The sequence below is a fragment of the Vibrio sp. OPT41 genome, from assembly GCF_015163595.1.
GTDB classification, from domain to species: Bacteria; Pseudomonadota; Gammaproteobacteria; order Enterobacterales; family Vibrionaceae; genus Vibrio; species Vibrio alginolyticus.
The window spans coordinates 230,823-250,640 of sequence record NZ_JADDYH010000016.1 but is presented as its reverse complement, the minus strand read 5'-3'; the positions used below and the strand labels follow the sequence as shown (position 1 = coordinate 250,640).

19 protein-coding genes are annotated in these 19,818 nt (G+C 45.2%); 7 read left to right on the top strand and 12 right to left on the bottom strand.

Translation table 11 applies throughout. The features are described from left to right. Positions 1-150: 150 nt before the first annotated feature. Positions 151-1,014 carry a 16S rRNA (cytidine(1402)-2'-O)-methyltransferase gene (rsmI, locus tag IQP38_RS09975; RefSeq protein WP_005372907.1) on the bottom strand — a complete coding sequence of 288 codons (864 nt, stop codon included), beginning with the start codon at positions 1,012-1,014 and terminating at the stop codon, positions 151-153. A gap of 68 nt (positions 1,015-1,082) precedes the next feature. Between rsmI and IQP38_RS09970 the strand changes: the two genes are divergently transcribed. The 4 genes from IQP38_RS09970 to IQP38_RS09955 are packed head-to-tail and all read left to right on the top strand — an operon-like array spanning position 1,083 to position 4,533. Continuing rightward, complete coding sequence (locus IQP38_RS09970; RefSeq protein WP_005372905.1) at positions 1,083-2,894, top strand: penicillin-binding protein activator; 1,812 nt, start codon at positions 1,083-1,085, stop codon at positions 2,892-2,894. After that, a complete protein-coding gene (locus IQP38_RS09965; RefSeq protein ID WP_005372903.1) occupies positions 2,881-3,249 on the top strand; it encodes a YraN family protein in 369 nt (122 codons plus the stop codon). Before IQP38_RS09970 ends, IQP38_RS09965 begins: the two co-directional genes overlap by 14 nt. A gap of 3 nt (positions 3,250-3,252) precedes the next feature. Then, positions 3,253-3,843, top strand: coding sequence for a phosphoheptose isomerase (locus IQP38_RS09960; RefSeq protein ID WP_005372901.1), 591 nt, complete (start codon positions 3,253-3,255; stop codon positions 3,841-3,843). Between the two features lie 21 nt (positions 3,844-3,864). Further along, positions 3,865-4,533: a BON domain-containing protein gene (locus tag IQP38_RS09955; protein WP_017633609.1), complete on the top strand. Its 669-nt coding sequence runs from the start codon at positions 3,865-3,867 to the stop codon at positions 4,531-4,533. 71 nt (positions 4,534-4,604) lie between these two features. Here IQP38_RS09955 and sspB read toward each other — a convergent pair whose 3' ends face one another. The 8 genes from sspB to zapE all read right to left on the bottom strand — a co-directional run bounded on the left by sspB (position 4,605) and on the right by zapE (position 11,295). Then, the gene (gene sspB, locus IQP38_RS09950) at positions 4,605-5,090 is read right to left on the bottom strand and encodes a ClpXP protease specificity-enhancing factor (protein WP_005387408.1); all 486 of its coding nucleotides are present in this window, start codon (positions 5,088-5,090) and stop codon (positions 4,605-4,607) included. 17 nt (positions 5,091-5,107) lie between these two features. Beyond that, entirely contained in the window at positions 5,108-5,743 is a 636-nt protein-coding gene (sspA, locus tag IQP38_RS09945; protein ID WP_005372897.1) for a stringent starvation protein SspA, read from the bottom strand. Positions 5,744-5,839: 96 nt separating this feature from the next. Then, entirely contained in the window at positions 5,840-6,577 is a 738-nt protein-coding gene (locus IQP38_RS09940) for a cytochrome c1 (RefSeq protein ID WP_005372881.1), read from the bottom strand. Then, the gene (locus IQP38_RS09935; RefSeq protein ID WP_005372880.1) at positions 6,574-7,839 is read right to left on the bottom strand and encodes a cytochrome b; all 1,266 of its coding nucleotides are present in this window, start codon (positions 7,837-7,839) and stop codon (positions 6,574-6,576) included. The genes IQP38_RS09940 and IQP38_RS09935 overlap by 4 nt, the downstream gene beginning before the upstream one ends. After that, complete coding sequence (gene petA, locus IQP38_RS09930; RefSeq protein WP_005372877.1) at positions 7,839-8,429, bottom strand: ubiquinol-cytochrome c reductase iron-sulfur subunit; 591 nt, start codon at positions 8,427-8,429, stop codon at positions 7,839-7,841. Before petA ends, IQP38_RS09935 begins: the two co-directional genes overlap by 1 nt. Before the next feature lie 674 nt (positions 8,430-9,103). Beyond that, a complete protein-coding gene (gene rpsI / locus IQP38_RS09925; protein ID WP_005372876.1) occupies positions 9,104-9,496 on the bottom strand; it encodes a 30S ribosomal protein S9 in 393 nt (130 codons plus the stop codon). Between the two features lie 15 nt (positions 9,497-9,511). Continuing rightward, positions 9,512-9,940, bottom strand: coding sequence for a 50S ribosomal protein L13 (rplM, locus tag IQP38_RS09920; protein WP_005372872.1), 429 nt, complete (start codon positions 9,938-9,940; stop codon positions 9,512-9,514). Positions 9,941-10,191: 251 nt separating this feature from the next. After that, a complete protein-coding gene (zapE, locus tag IQP38_RS09915) occupies positions 10,192-11,295 on the bottom strand; it encodes a cell division protein ZapE (RefSeq protein ID WP_137281704.1) in 1,104 nt (367 codons plus the stop codon). A gap of 195 nt (positions 11,296-11,490) precedes the next feature. On the opposite strand from zapE, the gene zapG reads away from it, so the two are divergent. From zapG to degS, 3 genes are all read left to right on the top strand, one after another. After that, positions 11,491-11,934: a Z-ring associated protein ZapG gene (zapG, locus tag IQP38_RS09910; protein WP_005379861.1), complete on the top strand. Its 444-nt coding sequence runs from the start codon at positions 11,491-11,493 to the stop codon at positions 11,932-11,934. 200 nt (positions 11,935-12,134) lie between these two features. Beyond that, positions 12,135-13,502: a Do family serine endopeptidase gene (locus tag IQP38_RS09905; protein WP_025768400.1), complete on the top strand. Its 1,368-nt coding sequence runs from the start codon at positions 12,135-12,137 to the stop codon at positions 13,500-13,502. 190 nt (positions 13,503-13,692) lie between these two features. Continuing rightward, positions 13,693-14,757, top strand: coding sequence for an outer membrane-stress sensor serine endopeptidase DegS (gene degS / locus IQP38_RS09900; protein WP_017633606.1), 1,065 nt, complete (start codon positions 13,693-13,695; stop codon positions 14,755-14,757). Between the two features lie 37 nt (positions 14,758-14,794). On the opposite strand, the gene parC is transcribed toward degS, so the two are convergent. The 3 genes from parC to yqiA form a co-directional block, all read right to left on the bottom strand. Further along, the gene (parC, locus tag IQP38_RS09895; protein WP_130544765.1) at positions 14,795-17,080 is read right to left on the bottom strand and encodes a DNA topoisomerase IV subunit A; all 2,286 of its coding nucleotides are present in this window, start codon (positions 17,078-17,080) and stop codon (positions 14,795-14,797) included. Positions 17,081-17,083: 3 nt separating this feature from the next. After that, positions 17,084-18,964 (bottom strand): DNA topoisomerase IV subunit B, encoded by a 1,881-nt coding sequence (gene parE, locus IQP38_RS09890; RefSeq protein WP_005387417.1) that lies wholly within the window; start codon positions 18,962-18,964, stop codon positions 17,084-17,086. 249 nt (positions 18,965-19,213) lie between these two features. Continuing rightward, entirely contained in the window at positions 19,214-19,798 is a 585-nt protein-coding gene (gene yqiA / locus IQP38_RS09885; RefSeq protein WP_161440773.1) for an esterase YqiA, read from the bottom strand. Positions 19,799-19,818: the final 20 nt, after the last annotated feature.

Sequence of the window (19,818 nt, the reverse complement as noted above, 5' to 3'; positions counted from 1 at the left end):
AGTTCTCACTTCAGAGTCTAGTTAGATCACAGATATGATGAAATGAATGCACTAAGTGATGACTTTTTAGTCAACGTGCCAAAAATAGATAATAAAAAGGCCGATGCCTAAACATCAGCCCTCATTGACCATTTATCTCGCTAGCGGCACTTAGTCTAAGTTTTCTAAGCCCCATTTATATAGCGCATTCTTCTTCAAGTTATGTATTTCTGCCACCAAAGCAGCTGCTTTTTTCAAAGGCAGCTCTTTGGTCAAAATCCCTAACGTGCGTAAAGCATCTTCAGGTAGTGAGTCGTCTGTTGTTTCACGATGGCCATGTACCAACAATACCATTTCACCACGCTGTTGGTTATCGTCACTTTTCACCCATTCAATCAGCTCACCTAACGGCATGCCTTGAATGGTTTCAAAGGTTTTTGTTAGCTCTCTTGCCAACACAACTTCTCTATCTGGGCCAAGAACGTCTAACATGTCTTGTAGAGAGTCTAAAATACGGTGCGGTGACTCGTAAAAAATACACGTACGCTCTACCGAAGCAATCTCTAGGAATTTATCCTTACGACCTTTGCTTTTCGGTGGTAAAAAACCTTCGAAGCTAAAGCGATCCGATGGCAAGCCAGAGGCACTTAACGCCGTAATGACCGCACAAGCACCTGGAAGAGGCACAACTCTAACGCCCGCTTGACGACATTTTGTCACCAAATGGTATCCTGGGTCGCTGATAAGTGGCGTACCAGCGTCAGAAACTAATGCGATAGACTGACCGGAAAGCAGCTTTTCTACCAAAACTTGTGCTTTTTGCTGCTCATTGTGGTCGTGTAGAGCAAAAGTTTTGGTTTGAATATTGAAGTGAGACAGTAATTTGCCCGTATGTCGAGTATCCTCAGCGGCAATGATGTCCACAGTCGACAGAATTTCGATAGCACGTTGGGTGATATCCGCTAAATTTCCGATTGGAGTCGGTACGATATAGAGAGTTGGCCCCTCATTCGGCAACTTATTTTTATCTGTCATTTGTTTACCATCACTTCAACGATTAATATAGAGACAATTTTGTACAAAATTATAGAGAACTCACGGCAATGATTAACCATAAGAGACTCAGTGTACCACGCATACTTACTCCTGTTGCACTAGCAATTACGCTCGCCGCCTGTTCTTCAGGTCCAAGACAGCCTGATGGCGTTGATGTAACACTTGAGCCTACTCAGTCTGTTCAGAACTATATGATCCAAGCTGATAGCACGGAAGGCAGTTTACAAAATGACTGGTTGATCATGGCAACCAAAGCCGCGATTCAAGCAAACCAGTTTGATCAAGCAGAAATGTTGATCAAGCGCCTGGCTCGTCAACAGTTAACCGAAGTTCAGCAAGCAGAGTGGCAACTAGCGCGTGCGACCATACAGCAAAAACAGGGTAATTACTCTCAGTTGCTGCAATTGTTGAATTTTAAACCTTGGTGGAAGTTGCCAAATGAGCAATGGAAAGACTATTACTTGATGCGTGCCGACGCTTATCAAGGTCTTAACCAAGCGTTTGAGGCAAACCGCCAACTGGTTGCATTTGGCCAATATGCATCGTCCGCGGAGCAGAGAGAGATTTCTAGCCGTATTTGGATGAACTTTGGCAGCTACTCCGAGTACGAACTGACCTCATTAGAAACAGAGCCAAATGAAGATGTTTTGGATGGTTGGCTACAACTCGCTATTTATGCGAAAACGCTGTCGGGCAACTTATCCCAACTAAAAAATACCCTAGAACGCTGGTTAAACGAGAACCCATCGCACCCAGCCGCTATCTACACACCAGAAGAGATTCAAAACATTCTCTCTCTAGACATCGTTAAACCAAACAACACCGCTTTGTTACTGCCGCTTACTGGTAAGTTCTCGCCACAAGCGCAATTAATTCGTGATGGTTTTGTGTTTGCTATGATGAATGATCGTAACCGTGATCCAAGCGCTACCCTCACGGTAATAGACACTAATGCGTATAACGCCGACCAAATTAAACAACGTTTGATCAATGAAAACATCGACTTTGTTGTTGGTCCCCTAGAAAAAGAAAACGTTGAGCTATTGCACACAACCATGGATGGCTCAGAAAATGGTCCTACGATTCCAGCCCTTGCGCTAAATATTCCCGAAGATGTGCAACCAGATAGCAATATTTGCTACTTGGCATTATCACCAGAACAAGAAGCCGCACAGGCAGCGAAACACTTGTTCAGCGAAGGCTATAACTTCCCTCTGATTCTGGCACCAAAGGGCAGCTTTGGTGAGCGTGTAACTGAAGCGTTCAACAAAGAATGGCGCAAGTACAGCTCTAATAAAGTCGCAGCAAGTTATTTTGGTGACAAGCGCCAACTTCAAAAAGACATCAATGAAGTATTTGGTCTGCAAGAAAGCAAACAACGTATTGCTCAGATGCAATCACTAATGCGTATCAAGCTTGAAACACAGCCACGTAGCCGTCGTGATGTCGATGCGGTTTATATTGTTGCTAGAAGCACGGAACTGACTTTGATCAAGCCGTTTATTGAGGTAGCGATTAACCCAGACGCCAAAGCGCCACAAATTTTCTCTAGCTCGCGTAGCAACAGTGGCGGCGCGACTTACGAAGATCTAACAGGCATCATCTACAGCGATATTCCATTACTGATTGACCCAGACCCTAGCGTGACCGCTGAAATGAACGAGCTGTGGTCAGAGCAATCTAACATGGAAAAACGTTTGAAAGCACTGGGTATGGATGCGTATAAATTGATTGGGGAGCTGCCACAAATGAAGGTCGTTCCGGGCTACTCAGTTGGCGGCCAAACCGGTATTTTAAGTATCGACAATAATTGTGTTGTACAGCGTGAGCTAAGCTGGGCTGAGCGTGGGGCTCTTTAGCAAGCGACAAATCGGAAATCAATATGAAGCTCTGGCGAAGCAGTATTTACAACGCCAGGGCTTGAACTTTATTGAACAAAATTTTCTGACTAAGGTCGGTGAGATTGATTTAATCTTCCAACAAGGTGAAACTATTGTGTTTGTTGAAGTCAAATACCGTAAGAACAATCACTTTGGCTCGGCAGCAGAAATGGTGACGCACGCTAAAATGCGCAAGCTAGTCAAAACCGCACAAGTTTGGCTTAGCCAACAAAAGCGCTTAAAACACAATATCGATTATCGATTTGATGTCATCGCCATTCATGATAATGGGCGAGATATCAACTGGATAGAAAACGCAATCTCTGAAGGATAAGCGATGCTAGACAGCATTAAAGACAGCTTTACAGAAAGTATTCAAATTCAAATCGCAGCAGCAGAGGCGCTGCCTGATGCCATTACTCATGCAGCTCAAGCGATGGTGTCGAGCCTGCTTAATGGCAATAAAATTTTATGTTGTGGTAATGGCGGCAGTGCTTCAAACGCTCAACAATTTGTTTCTTGTCTTTTAAACCGTTTTGAAACTGAGCGCCCTAGCTTACCAGCAATGGCCTTAACCGCCGATAATACCACCCTAACCGCAGTGGCCAACGATTACCACTACCAGGAAATCTTCTCAAAACAGGTACGAGCGTTTGGTCAACCAGGCGACATTTTGCTTGCCATGTCGACTAGCGGTAACAGTAAAAATATTATCAAAGCGATGGAAGCAGCCGTAACTCGAGACATGACGATTATCGCGCTAACAGGAAAAGATGGCGGAGAGATGGCAGGACTGCTCGGTGAGAACGACGTCGAAATTCGTATTCCATCACACCGCACTGCACGTATTCACGAAGTACATATGGTAACACTCCATTGTCTTTGTGATCTTATTGACCAGGTGCTTTTCCCTGCTCACGAAGAGTAACCAAGACTGAGAGTCAGAATTATGATACGTAGCCTCGTTATCTTATTAACAGCATTGAGTTTAAGTGGTTGCGCAGGTTTGTTTATCGCAGGTGCAGCAACCACAGCGAATATTGTCACGGACACACGCACGACAAAACAAATCTGGCAGGACAATAACATCGAATTCGAAGTTGCGGCGATCGGCAATAAAGCACCGTTTAAAGGTGAAGTTCGTGTCGTTGCCAGTTCATATAATGGGACTGTAGTCCTTATGGGACAAGCTCCGACACAAGACCTTATCCTTGCTTTAGAGCGAAGGGCTCGAGAAGTTAGTGGTGTAAAAGTCATACACAATCAAATCAAACAAAAAGAGCCACTCACTGTTACCCAGATTAGCAATGACAGCTGGATCACAACCAAAGTAAAGTCAGCTTTGCTTACTGATTCTGAGCTTAATGGTGTTAAGGTTAAAGTGATCACCGAAGATGGCGACGTTTTTCTGTTTGGTTATGTCACGCCAGAGCAAGGCGATCGAGCGACAGAAATCGCGCGTAATATCTCAGGCGTAAAACAAGTCATTAAAGGGTTCCAATACGGCGAAATGGAGCCTGTTGAAGTAGACTTACCGAGTGACGGTGTACAAACAATAGAAAGTGAGGCAAGTACAGAAAGTGAAGAGAACGTCGAAGTCTTTACGATTAGTGAGTAATTTCCAAAGTCTGGCTTGAAATCATCTTCAACAAGTTAAAAAGAAAAAAGCAGCGTTACGCTGCTTTTTTATTATTTAATCACTCTTAAGCTTGGTTTGCCTTTTGGTCGAGGAGCATCGTCCTCTTCGGCATCTGAATCAGAAACTAACTCAGAAGGCTCATCGCTAACCGTTGTGAACGATGGGGATGATTCTTCCTCGGTCATCGCTTCTTCTTCGATGTGAGTGTACGCTTCTTCTGGTTCAAACATAGTACCAGCACCATTCTCACGTGCATAAATAGCTTGAACAGCATACACAGGCACGATCACTGAGTGCGGACGACCGCTAAAGCGAGCATGGAAGGTAATCGCATCATTACCTAACTCAAGATTACCCACTGCACGTGGCGCAATATTCAAAATAATTTGACCATCTTGAATAAATTCAACCGGGACACGCACCCCTGGCATTGTTGCATCCACAACCAAGTGAGGAGTCAAGTCATTGTCTACTAACCAGTCGTAAAATGCGCGAAGCATATACGGGCGGCGAGCAGTCATTTTTGCAATATCCATAACGTGTTTTAAATCGCTTAGCGAACTAGGCGCATTTCACGTTCAGCTTCAGTCAAAGAAGCAAGGAACGAATCACGTTCAAATACGCGGTTCATGTATACCTTGATTTCTTTTGAACCAGGGCCAACAAGATCGATACCAAGTTGAGGCAAACGCCACAATAGTGGAGCTAGGTAACAATCGATCAAGCTGAATTCTTCGCTCATGAAGTACTCATATTCAGCAAAAATTGGCGCTAACGTCAGAAGATCATTACGCAGCTTTGTGCGTGCTTTTTCTGATTCTTCCGCATTACCTTTCATCACTTTTTCAGCGAGTGAATACCAGTTGCGTTCGATACGGTACATCATCAAGCGGCTGTTGCCACGAGCAACAGGGTAAACCGGCATTAGAGGTGGATGAGGGAAACGCTCGTCCAAGTACTCCATGATGATTTTTGAATCGTAAAGAGCTAGCTCACGGTCAACAAGAGTTGGCACTGATTTATATGGGTTTAGCTCAACAAGCTCAGCAGGAAGGTTTGCTTCGTCAACAAGCTCAACTTCAACACTTACGCCTTTTTCAGCTAGTACAATGCGAACCTGATGGCTATACAAATCTGATGCACTTGAGAAAAGAGTCATCACAGAACGTTTATTGGCAGCTACAGCCATGGAGCCCTCCAGTACACTTACAAATAAAAACAATGGAGGCTAAGCCTCCATTGTACATCAATTAAAATTGGGAATTAGCACGGTATTTTAGCACAATTAATGCACATCGCGCCAATACTCTTTCTTGAGCATCACAACAACGATGGTTAGAAGCACTAAGAAGCCCATTACCCACCAGCCTAGAGCGTGACGCTCAAGCTGCACTGGGTCACCTGAATAAACTAAGAAGTTAACGAGATCGCCAACCGCTTTGTCATATTCGCCTTCACTCAGCTCACCCGTGCCATCGGTTTCAGTACCAACAACAACTTGTACTTCTTCGCCATCTACGATTTTCGTATCGTAAATCGGCGTCGGGATGCCCTGTAGCTCTTCAAGCACATGCGGCATACCAACACTCGGGAAGACGATATTGTTCACGCCGAATGGACGAGATGGATCAACATAGAAAGAGCGTAAGTAAGTGTATAACCAATCAGCACCACGAACTCGTGCAACCAACGTAAGATCTGGTGGTGGAGCACCAAACCAGTTTGCAGCTTGCTTCGGTGGCATAGCATTGACCATTAGATCACCGATTTTCGCTTCAGGATTGAAAATCAGGTTTTCTTTCATTAAGTCTGTTGGAATTTCCAAGTCTGTTGCTACACGCTCGTAACGCTGGTATTGCGTAGAGTGACAAGCAAAACAGTAGTTCATGAACAACTTCGCGCCGTTTTGTAGCGAAGCTTTATCCGTAAGGTCAACATTCGCTTTATCCAGCGGAACATTGGCCCCAGCTGCCATCGCTAGTGATGGCAACATAGCAAATAGAATTACAATCCACTTCTTCATTTGAATGTCACCCTCTCTGGTAATGGTTTGGTTGCTTCATTTTTGCTGTAGAAGAACAGCAACACAAAGAACATGAAGTAACACAAGCTAAAGATCTGAGATAGTAGTGTGTACGTTGGTGTTGCAGGTAACGCACCTAAAATACCCAGAGCGATAAAGGCGATAGTGAACTGTACAATATTCAATAGATGAAGTTTGCTACGGTAACGGTATGAACGAACTTTACAACGATCCAACCAAGGTAGAACAAACAGCACTGCAATTGACGCACCCATTAGGATAACACCTAATAGTTTGTCTGGAACCGCACGTAGGATTGCGTAGAACGGCGTGAAGTACCATACCGGAGCAATATGCTCTGGTGTCTTCAGTGGGTTTGCAGCTTCAAAGTTAGGCGGCTCAAGGAAATACCCACCCATTTCTGGGTTAAAGAACAGCACGTAACAGAAGAAGAACAAGAAACCAGCAACACCGACCAAGTCCTTAACCGTGCCGTACGGATGGAAAGGAATAGAATCAATGATGTCATATTTCTTCGTGTAGTAATCGTGGAACTTGAATTGCGTTTTGTAATCGTCGCCCATTGAGCCTTTTGGCAGCTTAGTTTCGATACCATCCGGGTTGTTTGAGCCTACTTCGTGCAGCGCCAATACGTGCAGAACAACAAGAAGAAGCAAAACGATAGGCAGTGCAATAACGTGTAGTGCGAAGAAACGGTTTAGCGTTGCACCAGAGATGATGTAGTCACCACGAATCCAAAGCGTTAGGTCATCACCGATAACAGGAATAGCACCAAACAGGGAAATGATTACCTGCGCACCCCAGTATGACATCTGACCCCATGGAAGTAGGTAACCCATGAACGCTTCAGCCATGAGAACAAGGAAGATCAACATACCGAAGATCCACAATAGTTCACGAGGTTTTTGGTATGAACCGTAGATCAAACCACGGAACATGTGAAGATACACAACAACGAAAAACGCTGACGCGCCAGTGGAATGCATGTAACGCAGAAGCCAACCGTACTCTACATCACGCATAATGTATTCGATAGACGCAAATGCACCGTCACCTGAAGGAACATAGTTCATCGTTAGCCAAATACCCGTTAGGATTTGGTTAACAAGAACCAGCATCGCCAGAGAACCGAAAAGGTACCAAAAGTTGAAGTTCTTAGGCATTGGGTATTCAGACAAATGCTTTTTATAAGCATTCATTGCAGGAATACGCTTTTCAACCCAATCTAACATTGCTTGCATTATGCATCTCCCTCATCAACACCCACAATGAGCTTTGTATCGCTCAAATACATGTGCTTAGGAACGACAAGGTTCAACGGAGCAGGTACTCCTTGGAACACTCGACCAGCCATGTCGAACTTAGAACCATGACAAGGACAGAAGAAGCCAGATCTTACGCCCTGCACCTGCTCTGAGAAAGAGTCAGGTAGATAGGTTGGTGAACAACCTAAGTGGGTACAGAAACCAACTGCGACGAAAAACTCTTCCTTAATCGAACGAAACTCATTCTGAGCGTACTCAGGCTGCTGCTCCATTTCAGATTGTGGATCGCGAAGCTTATCACCGATCGATTTTAAGTTATCCAGAACGCTTTGAGTGCGGCGAACAATCCATACAGGTTTTCCCTGCCACTCAACACGAACCAGCTGACCTGGTTCAATTTTACTTATATCCACTTCCACCGGTGCGCCCGCCGCTTTGGCTTTAGCACTCGGATTCCATGATTTGATAAAAGGCACGGCGACGGCGACTGCCCCTAACCCACCAACAACTGCCGTTGTAGCGGTTAGAAAACGCCTGCGACCGTTATTTAAAGGCGCGTTGCTCATCCAAACATTCTCCCATTTGCTCCCTTTGGATCGTTATTATTCCGCTTATAAGAGCATGGCTAACAAATAATGAATTTAGTTCTATTTATTGGAGGGAAATGATAAAGAAAACCCTACTTTTTGACAAGATAAAGCTACCTTTTTGTAACATTTGTGAGGCAAATCGCTCGCGTCGTCACAAAAGCGGCAGAATTATAAAAAATTGATGTGATTTGTAACAAGAAAGCACCACATAGAAGCCCCGCTGAAAGCAGATAAAACCTTTTATCTTGGTAGTTTTCAGTTAATTACACAGAGAAATATTTCGTATTACGCGTTCAGCTTACTGTGTTTATATTTTCAATTTTGTAGCACGCAGAATGCTCAAAAAGGAGCGTAAGTCATTTTAAAACATGTTACAGGAAGAATAAGATACAAAGACATTCTTGCTGATGAATACATCTATGCTGCATCGCAAGAGAAAGCGTGGTGAGTCGCGATTAAATAAGGCACACATATAAAACGGCACTGGCAACCTTTCGACGAAGAGGACGAATAAGAAGGCCTGCTCGGAGTGTGATGATAAGTGAAGGCTGTTCGTTGCTTTAAATACAAAAAAGCCCGGCATAGAGCCGAGCTTTTGGTACACAGTTTCCAGAGTAACTCTGAAAAGCATAATTCCCGATAAGAGGAAATTAACGCTTAGAGAACTGTGGACGACGACGTGCTTTACGTAGACCAACTTTCTTACGTTCAACGCAACGAGCGTCACGAGTAACGTAGCCAGCTGCGCGTAGAGCAGGACGTAGAGACTCATCGTATTCCATAAGCGCGCGAGTGATACCGTGACGGATAGCACCAGCTTGACCAGAAATACCGCCGCCTTTAACTGTTACGTAAAGGTCTAGCTTTTCAGTTAGTTCAACTAGCTCTAGAGGTTGTTGTACAACCATACGTGCTGTTGGACGACCGAAGTATTCGTCAAGGTTACGCTTGTTTACTACAATGTTACCGCTGCCTGGTTTAATGAAAACACGTGCAGCTGAGCTTTTGCGACGGCCAGTGCCGTAGTATTGATTCTCTGCCATTTTCGAAATCCCCAATTAGATGTCTAGTACTTGTGGTTGTTGAGCAACATGGTTGTGCTCAGCGCCCGCGTAAACTTTTAGCTTACGGTACATAGCACGGCCTAGAGGACCACGTGGAAGCATGCCTTTAACTGCAAGCTCAAGAGCCATCTCAGGTTTACGATCGATCAACTTTTCAAAAGTGATAGATTTTAGACCACCTGGGAATTCAGAGTGACGGTAGTACACTTTGTTCTTAGCTTTGTTACCAGTTACAGCAACTTTCTCAGCGTTGATAACGATGATGTAATCACCAGTGTCAACGTGAGGAGTGTATTCAGCTTTATGTTTGCCACGTAGGCGAGATGCAATTTCACTTGCTAGACGGCCAAGAGTTTTACCTTCAGCGTCTACAACGTACCAGTCGCGTTTTACAGTTTCTGGTTTAGCAACGAAAGTTTTCATGCTAACAATAACCCGTTAATTAAATTTTAAACTTTAAAGGAACACCCAATAGTGCTCCCACACTGTCTAAGAGCCCAGTCATCACCCCTTCGAGTCGTTGGTACTCTCGACCTTCAATTTCGAAATAACTTCGATAATCAGGTCTGCAGTAACGGTGGGTCGCAGGATTATAGAGAAGAGCGAAGAAAAAATCACCTTTTTTTGCGCCAAATCACTAATTTTTTCTTCACTTTTTTAAGACCCCATTGGATCTAGGCCAAATGTTCACGCGCGAGATACTCATGACTTTGCATCTCAGTAAGCCGAGACAAACAGCGCTTAAATTCGAACTCTAACTGCCCGTCAGCATATAAATCGGCCATTGGCACTTCAGCAGAAATAATCAACTTAACATTGCGCTCGTAAAACTCATCGACCAGCGCGATAAAGCGTCTCGCCGCATCATCTATTTTTCGGTTCATTTGTTGAACATCTGCCAGTAATACCGTGTGGTAAATACGAGACAATTCAATGTAGTCATTTTGACTGCGAGCAGTTTGACACAACTGAGCAAACGACGCATGCAGCACCCCATCGCTTGCTTCAATCACCGCTAGTTGACGGTGGTTAACTTCGATTTGATGAGCAACAAACTGACGCTCTCCAGTCAGCTGCTGATAATATTTGTTAAGGTTTATGCTAGCCTGCTCATCAAGCGGGTAATGGTATATTTCAGCCTGTTCTAACGTTCTTAAGCGATAATCAACGCCACTATCGACATTCAACACTTCACAACGTGCCAAAATCATATCGATCGCGGGCAAAAAGCGCGCTCTTTGCAAACCGTTACGATATAAGTTCTGCGGCTCAATGTTTGAAGTCGCGACTAGGATCATCTGCCGCTTGAACATTTCTTGAAGTAGCGTTGCAAGGATCATCGCATCAGTAATGTCGGAAACAAAAAATTCATCAAAGCAAACCACATCGGCTTCTTCTTTAAATTTATCCGCCACTTTTGATAGCGGATTTTCGACATCACCTAACAGCTTCAACTCATCATGTACTCGATACATAAATCGATGGAAGTGGACGCGCATTTTTCTTTGGGTCGGTAAAGCATCAAAAAATGCGTCCATAAGGTAGGTTTTACCGCGACCTACCCCACCCCAAAAGTAAAGGCCTTTTGGTGGTTCAGGCTTGTCGATTTTTTTCCCCATTAGCTTTTGCCATTTGGAAAGCTGAGGCACAGGCGCTGACTGAAATTCAACGATAGCATGGTAAAGCTTGTCTAATGCAACGACCGCTTGATACTGAGCTTCATCACGCTGAAACCCGTGTTCTGCTATGTCTTTTTGATATTGTTGTAGTGGTGTCATCGTATTAAGTCGTATAGAGGTATAGAGAAAAGGGTTACCTCGGGGTCAACTTTGAGAATAGAGAGAAGTAGTTATCAGTCCCCGAAGACATACTGCTATTTTTCTTTATCGGCTGTTCAAGCCATAGTAACATGGACGAGCACCGCGTGTAACTAAGTAGTAAAAGACTTGTTAAAACAACTATAAGGAGCAGTTATGCCTTGGATTTATGCCATTGTGGGTTTGCTGGTCGGTACAATCGTAGGCGTAGTCATTAGTAGACTAACCACCCCTGAATACAAGAAACAAAAGTCTGTGCAGAAAGAACTTGAAGCGGCCAAGTTTGAATTAGAGCAACAACGTCAAGAGCTCGTCGATCATTTTGCACAAACCGCAGAAATGTTGGACACCCTAGGTAAAGATTACACCAAGCTATACCAACATATGGCCAAGACCTCTTCTGAGCTTTTGCCAAACTTACCAGAACAAGACAACCCGTTTGATAAGAAAACGGCAATGTCGTCTGAAACTATTGCAGAAGATCAACCAGAGTTTAACGAACAACCAAAAGACTACGCTAATGGCGCCACCGGTCTTTTGAAGGATCAAGAGAAAGAAATCATTAATGCTCCCGAAGCGGTAACCGCAAAAGCATCATAATCCTCTCTTACTTCTATCTAGGGCCGATACATTTGTATCGGCCCTTTTTTGAACTTTTTCACCTCACCTTCGCTCTAACTTGGATGTGCACTGCCTCCCCTTTTGATTGTCCGAACTAGACCCTATATTAGTTATTAACAAAGTGAACTAACCGTTCGGATATTTCTTTTTGGCAGACATGTTTCAAGAGGAGTTATTGGATGAAAAAACCACTGCTTGCGCTCACCGTTCTATCTCTGAGTTTGGGTTCGATTATTGCCCCAGTTCAAGCCACTGCCGCATTACCTTTGAATGTGGATGGCCAACAGTTACCTAGCTTGGCACCAATGCTTGAGAAGGTGACCCCAGCTGTTGTGAGTATTGCTGTAGAAGGTAAACAAGTACAAACCAGCCGCATTCCCGAGCAATTTCAATTTTTCTTTGGCCCAGACTTTCCTATGGAACAAAGGCGAGAGCGCCCGTTCAGAGGTTTAGGGTCTGGTGTCATTATTGATGCGAAGAAAGGCCATATTGTCACTAACTACCACGTGATCAAGGGCGCAGATGAGATTCGAGTTCGCCTCTTTGACGGGCGCGAGTATGACGCTACGCTCGTTGGCGGTGATGAAATGGCCGATGTTGCGTTACTTAAATTAGAGAAAGCGAAAAACTTAACGCAGATTAAAGTCGCGGATTCCGACAAACTGCGTGTCGGTGACTTTACGGTTGCGATTGGTAACCCATTTGGACTCGGTCAAACTGTGACTTCGGGTATTGTTTCAGCCCTTGGTCGTAGTGGCTTAAACGTTGAAAACTTCGAAAACTTCATCCAAACCGATGCCGCAATTAACAGCGGTAACTCTGGTGGTGCATTGGTCAACCTTAATGGTGAGCTGATCGGTATTAATACTGCGATTTTAGGCCCTAACGGCGGTAATGTGGGTATTGGCTTTGCGATTCCATCAAACATGATGAAAAACCTCACCGATCAAATTCTAGAGTTTGGTGAAGTCAAACGCGGCATGTTGGGTGTGCAAGGTGGCGAAGTAACCTCTGAGCTAGCTGATGCATTGGGTTACGAATCGAGTAAAGGGGCCTTTATTGGTCAAGTCGTACCGGACAGCGCAGCCGATAAAGCAGGGTTAAAAGCCGGTGACGTAATTGTATCGGTGAACGGCAAAGCGATTAATACTTTCTCAGAGCTCCGCGCAAAAGTGGCAACACTGGGCGCAGGTAAAGAAATCACATTAGGTGTGGTTCGAGATGGTAAGAATAAAACCTTTGATGTAACGCTTGGCGAATCTACGAATATGAAAGCTAAAGCGGAGACATTACATGAGGGACTCAAAGGTGCGGAGTTAAGCAATACAACACCAAGTGATGTAATCCAAGGTGTTAAAGTATCGAGCGTTGCAGATAACTCTCCGGCTGCTCAATATCAATTACAACAAGGTGACATTATTATCGGTGTGAACCGTCAACGAGTGAAAAACCTTGCCGAGCTTCGTACAATCGTAGAGAAACACAAAGGTGTACTGGCTCTTAATATTCAACGTGGTGAGCGTACTATTTATCTTGTCATTCGTTAACCACTTTCAAAGTGATAGAAAATAAGGTTTCCGATGCATAGTACTGAGTGATAAGGCTCGATCACTTTTCCTTATCGCTCAATAACTAATGAAAAGGGCAGCGCGATGACGTGCTGCCCTTTTGTTATTTTTCAATGTAATGCTATTCTTCATCTTCGATGCCATTTTGGCGCTCACGCATGGAGAGGATATGCTCAGCTTTTTATTACGTTCTGTCTTTTTAGGCTTGGCTACTGCCGCAGTGGTATTACTGGCGGTTCCATCTTTGCGCAACAACGTAATTCCTGCCGCGCTTGATCCTCAACCTGTTAATATCGCATCAGTCGAGTTGACGTTTAATCAAGCGGTCCGAAGAGCAGCGCCTGCCGTAGTAAACATCTACAGTCGTAAGTATGTTGAGAATGATCGCAGTAAACTCTCGACTCAAGGTCTGGGGTCAGGGGTCATTGTTAGTGAGAAAGGCTACATCATTACTAACTATCATGTGGTTGCTCAAGCTGATCAAATTGTTGTGGCATTACAAGACGGCAGAGCCGCAGCGGCTCAGCTCGTGGGGACAGATAAGCGTACTGATATAGCCGTGCTGCGTGTCGAAGGTTCGAATTTGCCCGTAATCCCTCTGAACTCTAATTACAAACCACAAGTGGGCGATGTAGTACTAGCCATCGGTAACCCATACAACCTTGGACAAACCACAACGTTCGGCATTATTTCTGCCACAGGTCGTTCATCTATTAGCGATGGTCGTCAAGCATTCATTCAAACCGATGCCGCCATCAATGAAGGTAACTCTGGTGGAGCCCTAGTGAACACACAAGGCGAGCTCGTCGGCATTAATACCGCCTCTTTTCAGCAAGCGACAGATTTAGAAACTTACGGGATCTCTTTTGCGATCCCTGCGCCGCTAGCCAGTAAGATCATGCAGAAAATCATCGCTGATGGCCGCGTGATTCGTGGTTATATTGGAATCGACGGCCAAGACATTAATGCGGTCACTGCTCGCCTACTTGGAAATGAACACATAGGTGGTATTGTCGTACTTGGTATTGATCCAAATGGTCCTGCCAATGCGGCTGGCTTTCAAAAACAAGATATCATTATCAGTATTGATGGCAATAAGGTTCAGGGGCGTCAGAGCGTTATGGATATCGTCACCGATTTACGGCCTGGCACCACCGTGGATGTCGGCATTATTCGCAAAGGAAAAGAGATGACCTTGAAAGTCACCATTGCTGAAGACAAGCAAGAAGCATAAAAAATCCCAGCCATTGGCTGGGATTTTTATTTGTGCGTTACTCGCTATCGCTCAGTGTTTCCGTCGTATCGGAATCATCTAGCTCAACTTCAATGCGAGTGACTCGCTGCAAACCTCTCGGTAATAACCCACCTCGGCGACCACGTTCGCCACGGAAGTTATCAAGGTCAGACGGTTTAAGACCCAACTTTCGCTTACCCGCGTACAGCGTTAACGATGCACCTTTTGGTAAAGACATTAAGTGAGATAGTACTTCTTCTCGCTCTTTTGCTTTAGCAGCAGGAATGTTGATGATCTTATTCCCTTTACCTTTCGCCAGTTGTGGCAAGTCTTTGATTGGGAACAGCAGCATGCGACCTTGGTTAGTGATTGCTAAGATTTCATCAGAGTCTAAATCTTCAATCTCTTTTGGCGTCATGATCTCAGAGTTGGCAGGTAAAGTGACGAGCGCTTTACCACTGCGGTTTTTAGACAGCAAGTCCGCGCCTTTACATACAAAGCCGTAACCTGCATCTGAACCCACCAGCCACAGCTGATCTTCTTCACTCATGATGACTTGGCGAATACTGCTACCAGCCGTAATATTCAAGCGACCGGTAATCGGCTCACCTTGACTACGAGCAGAAGGCAGTGAGTGCGATTCCAGAGAGTAACTTCGACCGTCACTACCTAGGAATACCGCAGGCTGATTACTCTTACCTCGAGCATGCGCTAAATACTTATCACCCGACTTATAGTTTAAGCCTTCGGCATCCACGTCATGGCCTTTCGCGTGACGAATCCAACCTTTCTCAGAAAGCACAACCGTGATTGGCTCACTTGGTACGAGGTCACGTTCAGTCAGCGCTTTTGCTTCTGCACGCTCAACCATTGGAGAGCGACGGTCATCACCGTATTTCTCTGCGTCTGCTTTGATTTCTTTTTTCAGTAGTGTATTCAGACGACGCTCAGAACCGAGTAGCTGTTCTAGCTTCTCACGCTCTTTCTCTAGCTCGTCTTGCTCACCACGGATCTTCATCTCTTCTAGTTTCGCTAGATGACGAAGTTTGGTATCTAAAATTGCATCCGCTTGGATATCGGTAATACCAAAGCGTTCCATCAGCACCGCTTTTGGATCGTCTTCAGTACGGATGATCTCAATCACTTCATCTAGGTTGAGGTAAGCAACCAACAAACCTTCCAAGATGTGTAGACGAGCCATGACTTTGTCTAGGCGGTGTTGTAGACGACGACGCACAGTCGTACGACGGAACTCGATCCACTCAGACAGAATTTGCACCAGACCTTTAACTTGAGGACGGTTATCCAAACCAATCATGTTCAAGTTAACGCGGTAACTGCGCTCAAGATCCGTTGATGCGAACAAGTGGTTCATCAACAAATCACAATCGACGCGGTTTGACTTAGGCACCACAACGATACGCGTTGGGTTCTCGTGATCCGATTCGTCACGAAGATCGTCAACCATTGGCAGCTTCTTCGCACGCATCTGGTTAGCGATTTGCTCAAGCAGTTTGGCACCCGATACTTGGTGAGGCAAAGAAGTGATAACAATATCAGAACCTTCTTTATGCCAAACCGCGCGCATTTTGATGCTGCCACGACCGTTGCGGTAAATCTTCTCGATATCCGCTTGCGGCGAGATAATTTCTGCTTCTGTTGGGTAATCCGGACCTTTGACATACTGCATCACGTCCGGCAGTTCTGCTTTCGGGTTGTCGATCAAATGAATAGTCGCATCTGCGATTTCACGAACGTTGTGCGGTGGGATGTCTGTTGCCATACCAACGGCAATGCCGGTTACACCGTTGAGCAGGATGTGAGGCAGACGTGCTGGCAACATTTGTGGCTCTTTCATTGTGCCATCAAAGTTAGGTTGCCATTCAACCGTTCCCTGGCCAAGTTCGCCAAGCAATACTTCAGCAAACTTAGACAGTTTTGCTTCGGTATAACGCATTGCCGCAAATGATTTCGGATCATCTGGCGCACCCCAGTTACCTTGACCATCCACTAATGGATAGCGGTAAGAGAATGGCTGAGCCATCAATACCATCGCTTCGTAACACGCTGAATCACCGTGCGGATGGTATTTACCTAGCACGTCACCAACGGTACGTGCAGATTTTTTGTATTTTGCTGATGCAGAGAGACCAAGCTCTGACATCGCATAAATGATGCGTCGTTGAACCGGCTTTAAGCCATCACCAATGTATGGCAAGGCGCGGTCCATGATTACGTACATCGAGTAGTTCAGATAAGCGTCTTCAGTGAACTTGCGCATTGGCAATTGTTCGACGCCATCGTAGGTAATTTCTGTAGACATCCGTTACACCTCTGCCAAGTCGCCGTTGTTTTGTAGCCAAGAACGACGGTCATCTGCACGCTTTTTACCTAGCAGCATGTCCATCATTTCCATGGTCGCCGTAGAGTCGTCAATGGTTAACTGCACTAAGCGACGCGTGTTCGGATCCATGGTGGTTTCACGCAACTGAAGTGGGTTCATCTCACCCAGACCTTTGAATCGTTGCACGTTGATTTTGGCTTTCTTCTTCGACAAGCGCTCTAAAATGCCATCTTTTTCATCATCATCGAGGGCGTAGAACACTTCTTTCCCGCAGTCGATTCGATACAGAGGCGGCATCGCCACATAGATATGACCCGCTTCCACTAGTGCGCGGAAGTGACGAGTAAATAGAGCACAAAGCAGCGTTGCGATGTGAAGACCATCCGAGTCCGCATCGGCAAGGATACAGATCTTACCGTAACGAAGACTCTCGAGGTTGTCGCTATCTGGGTCAATACCCAAAGCAACGGAGATATCGTGTACTTCTTGAGACGCAAGAACTTGATCGGCAGAGACTTCCCAAGTGTTCAAGATCTTACCACGCAGTGGCATCACGGCTTGGAATTCACGGTCACGTGCCTGTTTTGCCGAGCCACCCGCAGAGTCACCCTCCACAAAGAAGATTTCCGTGCGACTTAAGTCCTGTGCAGAACAGTCGGTCAACTTACCTGGCAGTGCCGGGCCAGAAGCCACTTTCTTACGTACGACTTTTTTCGCCGCTCGCATACGACGATGCGCGTTAGCGATACAGACTTCTGCCAATTGCTCTGCGAGCTGAGGCTTTTCGTTCAACCAAAGACTGAACGCATCTTTTACAACGCCAGAGACAAATGCCGCGGTTTGACGAGAAGAGAGACGTTCCTTGGTCTGGCCTGCAAATTGTGGATCTTGAATTTTAACCGACAGCACGTAAGAACAGCGGTCGAAAACGTCATCACCCGTTAGCTTCACACCACGAGGTAATAGATTACGGAACTCACAGAATTCGCGCATCGCTTCCAACAAGCCTTGGCGTAAACCATTAACGTGTGTACCACCTTGAGCGGTTGGGATCAGGTTAACGTAGCTTTCGGTGATCATCTCACCGCCTTCTGGCTGCCAAATTACCGCCCAGTTTGCCGCTTCAGTATCCGCCAAGAACTCACCAGTAAATGGTTCTTCAGGAATAACTGGATAGCCTTTTACACCTTCCGCAAGATAGTCTTTCAAACCATCTTCGTAGTACCACTTATAGTCTTTGCCATTAACTTTGTCGGTTAATGTGATTTCTAAACCCGGACACAAAACCGCTTTTGCGCGCAGGTTGTTGACTAAGCGCGTCACAGAGAAGTTAGCCGAATCGAAGTACTTCGCATCAGGCCAGAAATGTACGCTGGTACCGCGATTACGACGACCACATGTGCCAGTTACGGTCAGATCAGACACTTTCTCGCCGTGTTCAAATGCAATTTCATACACTTGACCATCACGACGAACTGTTACTTCAACGCGTTTTGACAACGCGTTTACTACAGATATACCTACCCCGTGCAAACCACCAGAGAATTGGTAGTTTTTGTTAGAGAACTTACCACCCGCATGTAGCTTACATAGAATTAGCTCTACGCCTGATACTTTCTCTTCTGGGTGGATATCAACAGGCATGCCTCGACCATCATCGATCACTTCGAGTGATTGGTCAGCATGTAGGATGACTTGTACTTTTGAGGCATGTCCGGCTAGCGCTTCATCGACACTGTTGTCGATAACTTCTTGGCCCAAATGGTTTGGGCGCGCTGTATCCGTATACATCCCTGGTCGGCGACGTACTGGCTCTAAGCCATTCAGTACTTCAATGGCACCAGCATTATATTGTTCAGTCATAATACGGAATTATTCTCAAAGTTTACTTGTTGCCTGAGTATCACCAATGGGCGTACCCATACTCAGGAAACGAAAAAGCCACCCTGTTCACATCACTAAGAGTTTGTAAACATGATGCATAACAAAGTAGCCAGGGTCCTCGACCCTTAAGATCTTTTGGCAAAACATAGTCGGAAAGCATACCGCCCATGTCAAGAAACGGTTGGATATATCAATAAAAACTATGAGCCTTTTCCAATCGCTTTCGAATTACAGTTCTAGAAACTCGATAATCTGTGCAGGATAACGCTCAAAGCCTACAAAACTGTGATCACCGCCTTGTTCTACTGTTTGCTTAGCGTCTGCAAACTTATCTACCGCTTGTCGATAGTCTAAAACCTCATCTTCTGTTTGTTGCAATAACCAAAAAGAATGTGGCGACGCGATGCTTTGTACATCAAGAGCTTTTAACTCGTCAATATGACAAGCTTCAAGTGTATAGGTTTCATGCGTATATGGGTTAGTTTGCTTACCCAAATAATCTACTAGCAACTCATAAGGCTTGACTGCGGGGTTGACCACTACCGCTTTAAACCCAAACTTGTCATTTAGCCACGTTGACATAAAACCGCCTAATGAGCTGCCCACTAGACCAATTTTATAGTCGTCTTTATATTGCTCGAGAATATCCAACAACATTTTCGCCGCTTGCTGAGGATAACAAGGTAACTGGGGAACAATCACCTTAATATCAGGCCTATGTTGCTCGCAGTAGGCTCTCATCACATTCGCTTTCATGGAGAGTGGAGAGCTATTAAAGCCATGGATATAGAGAAGAAGTGAAGGTTTACTCATAGATATCTCGCACAAAAAAG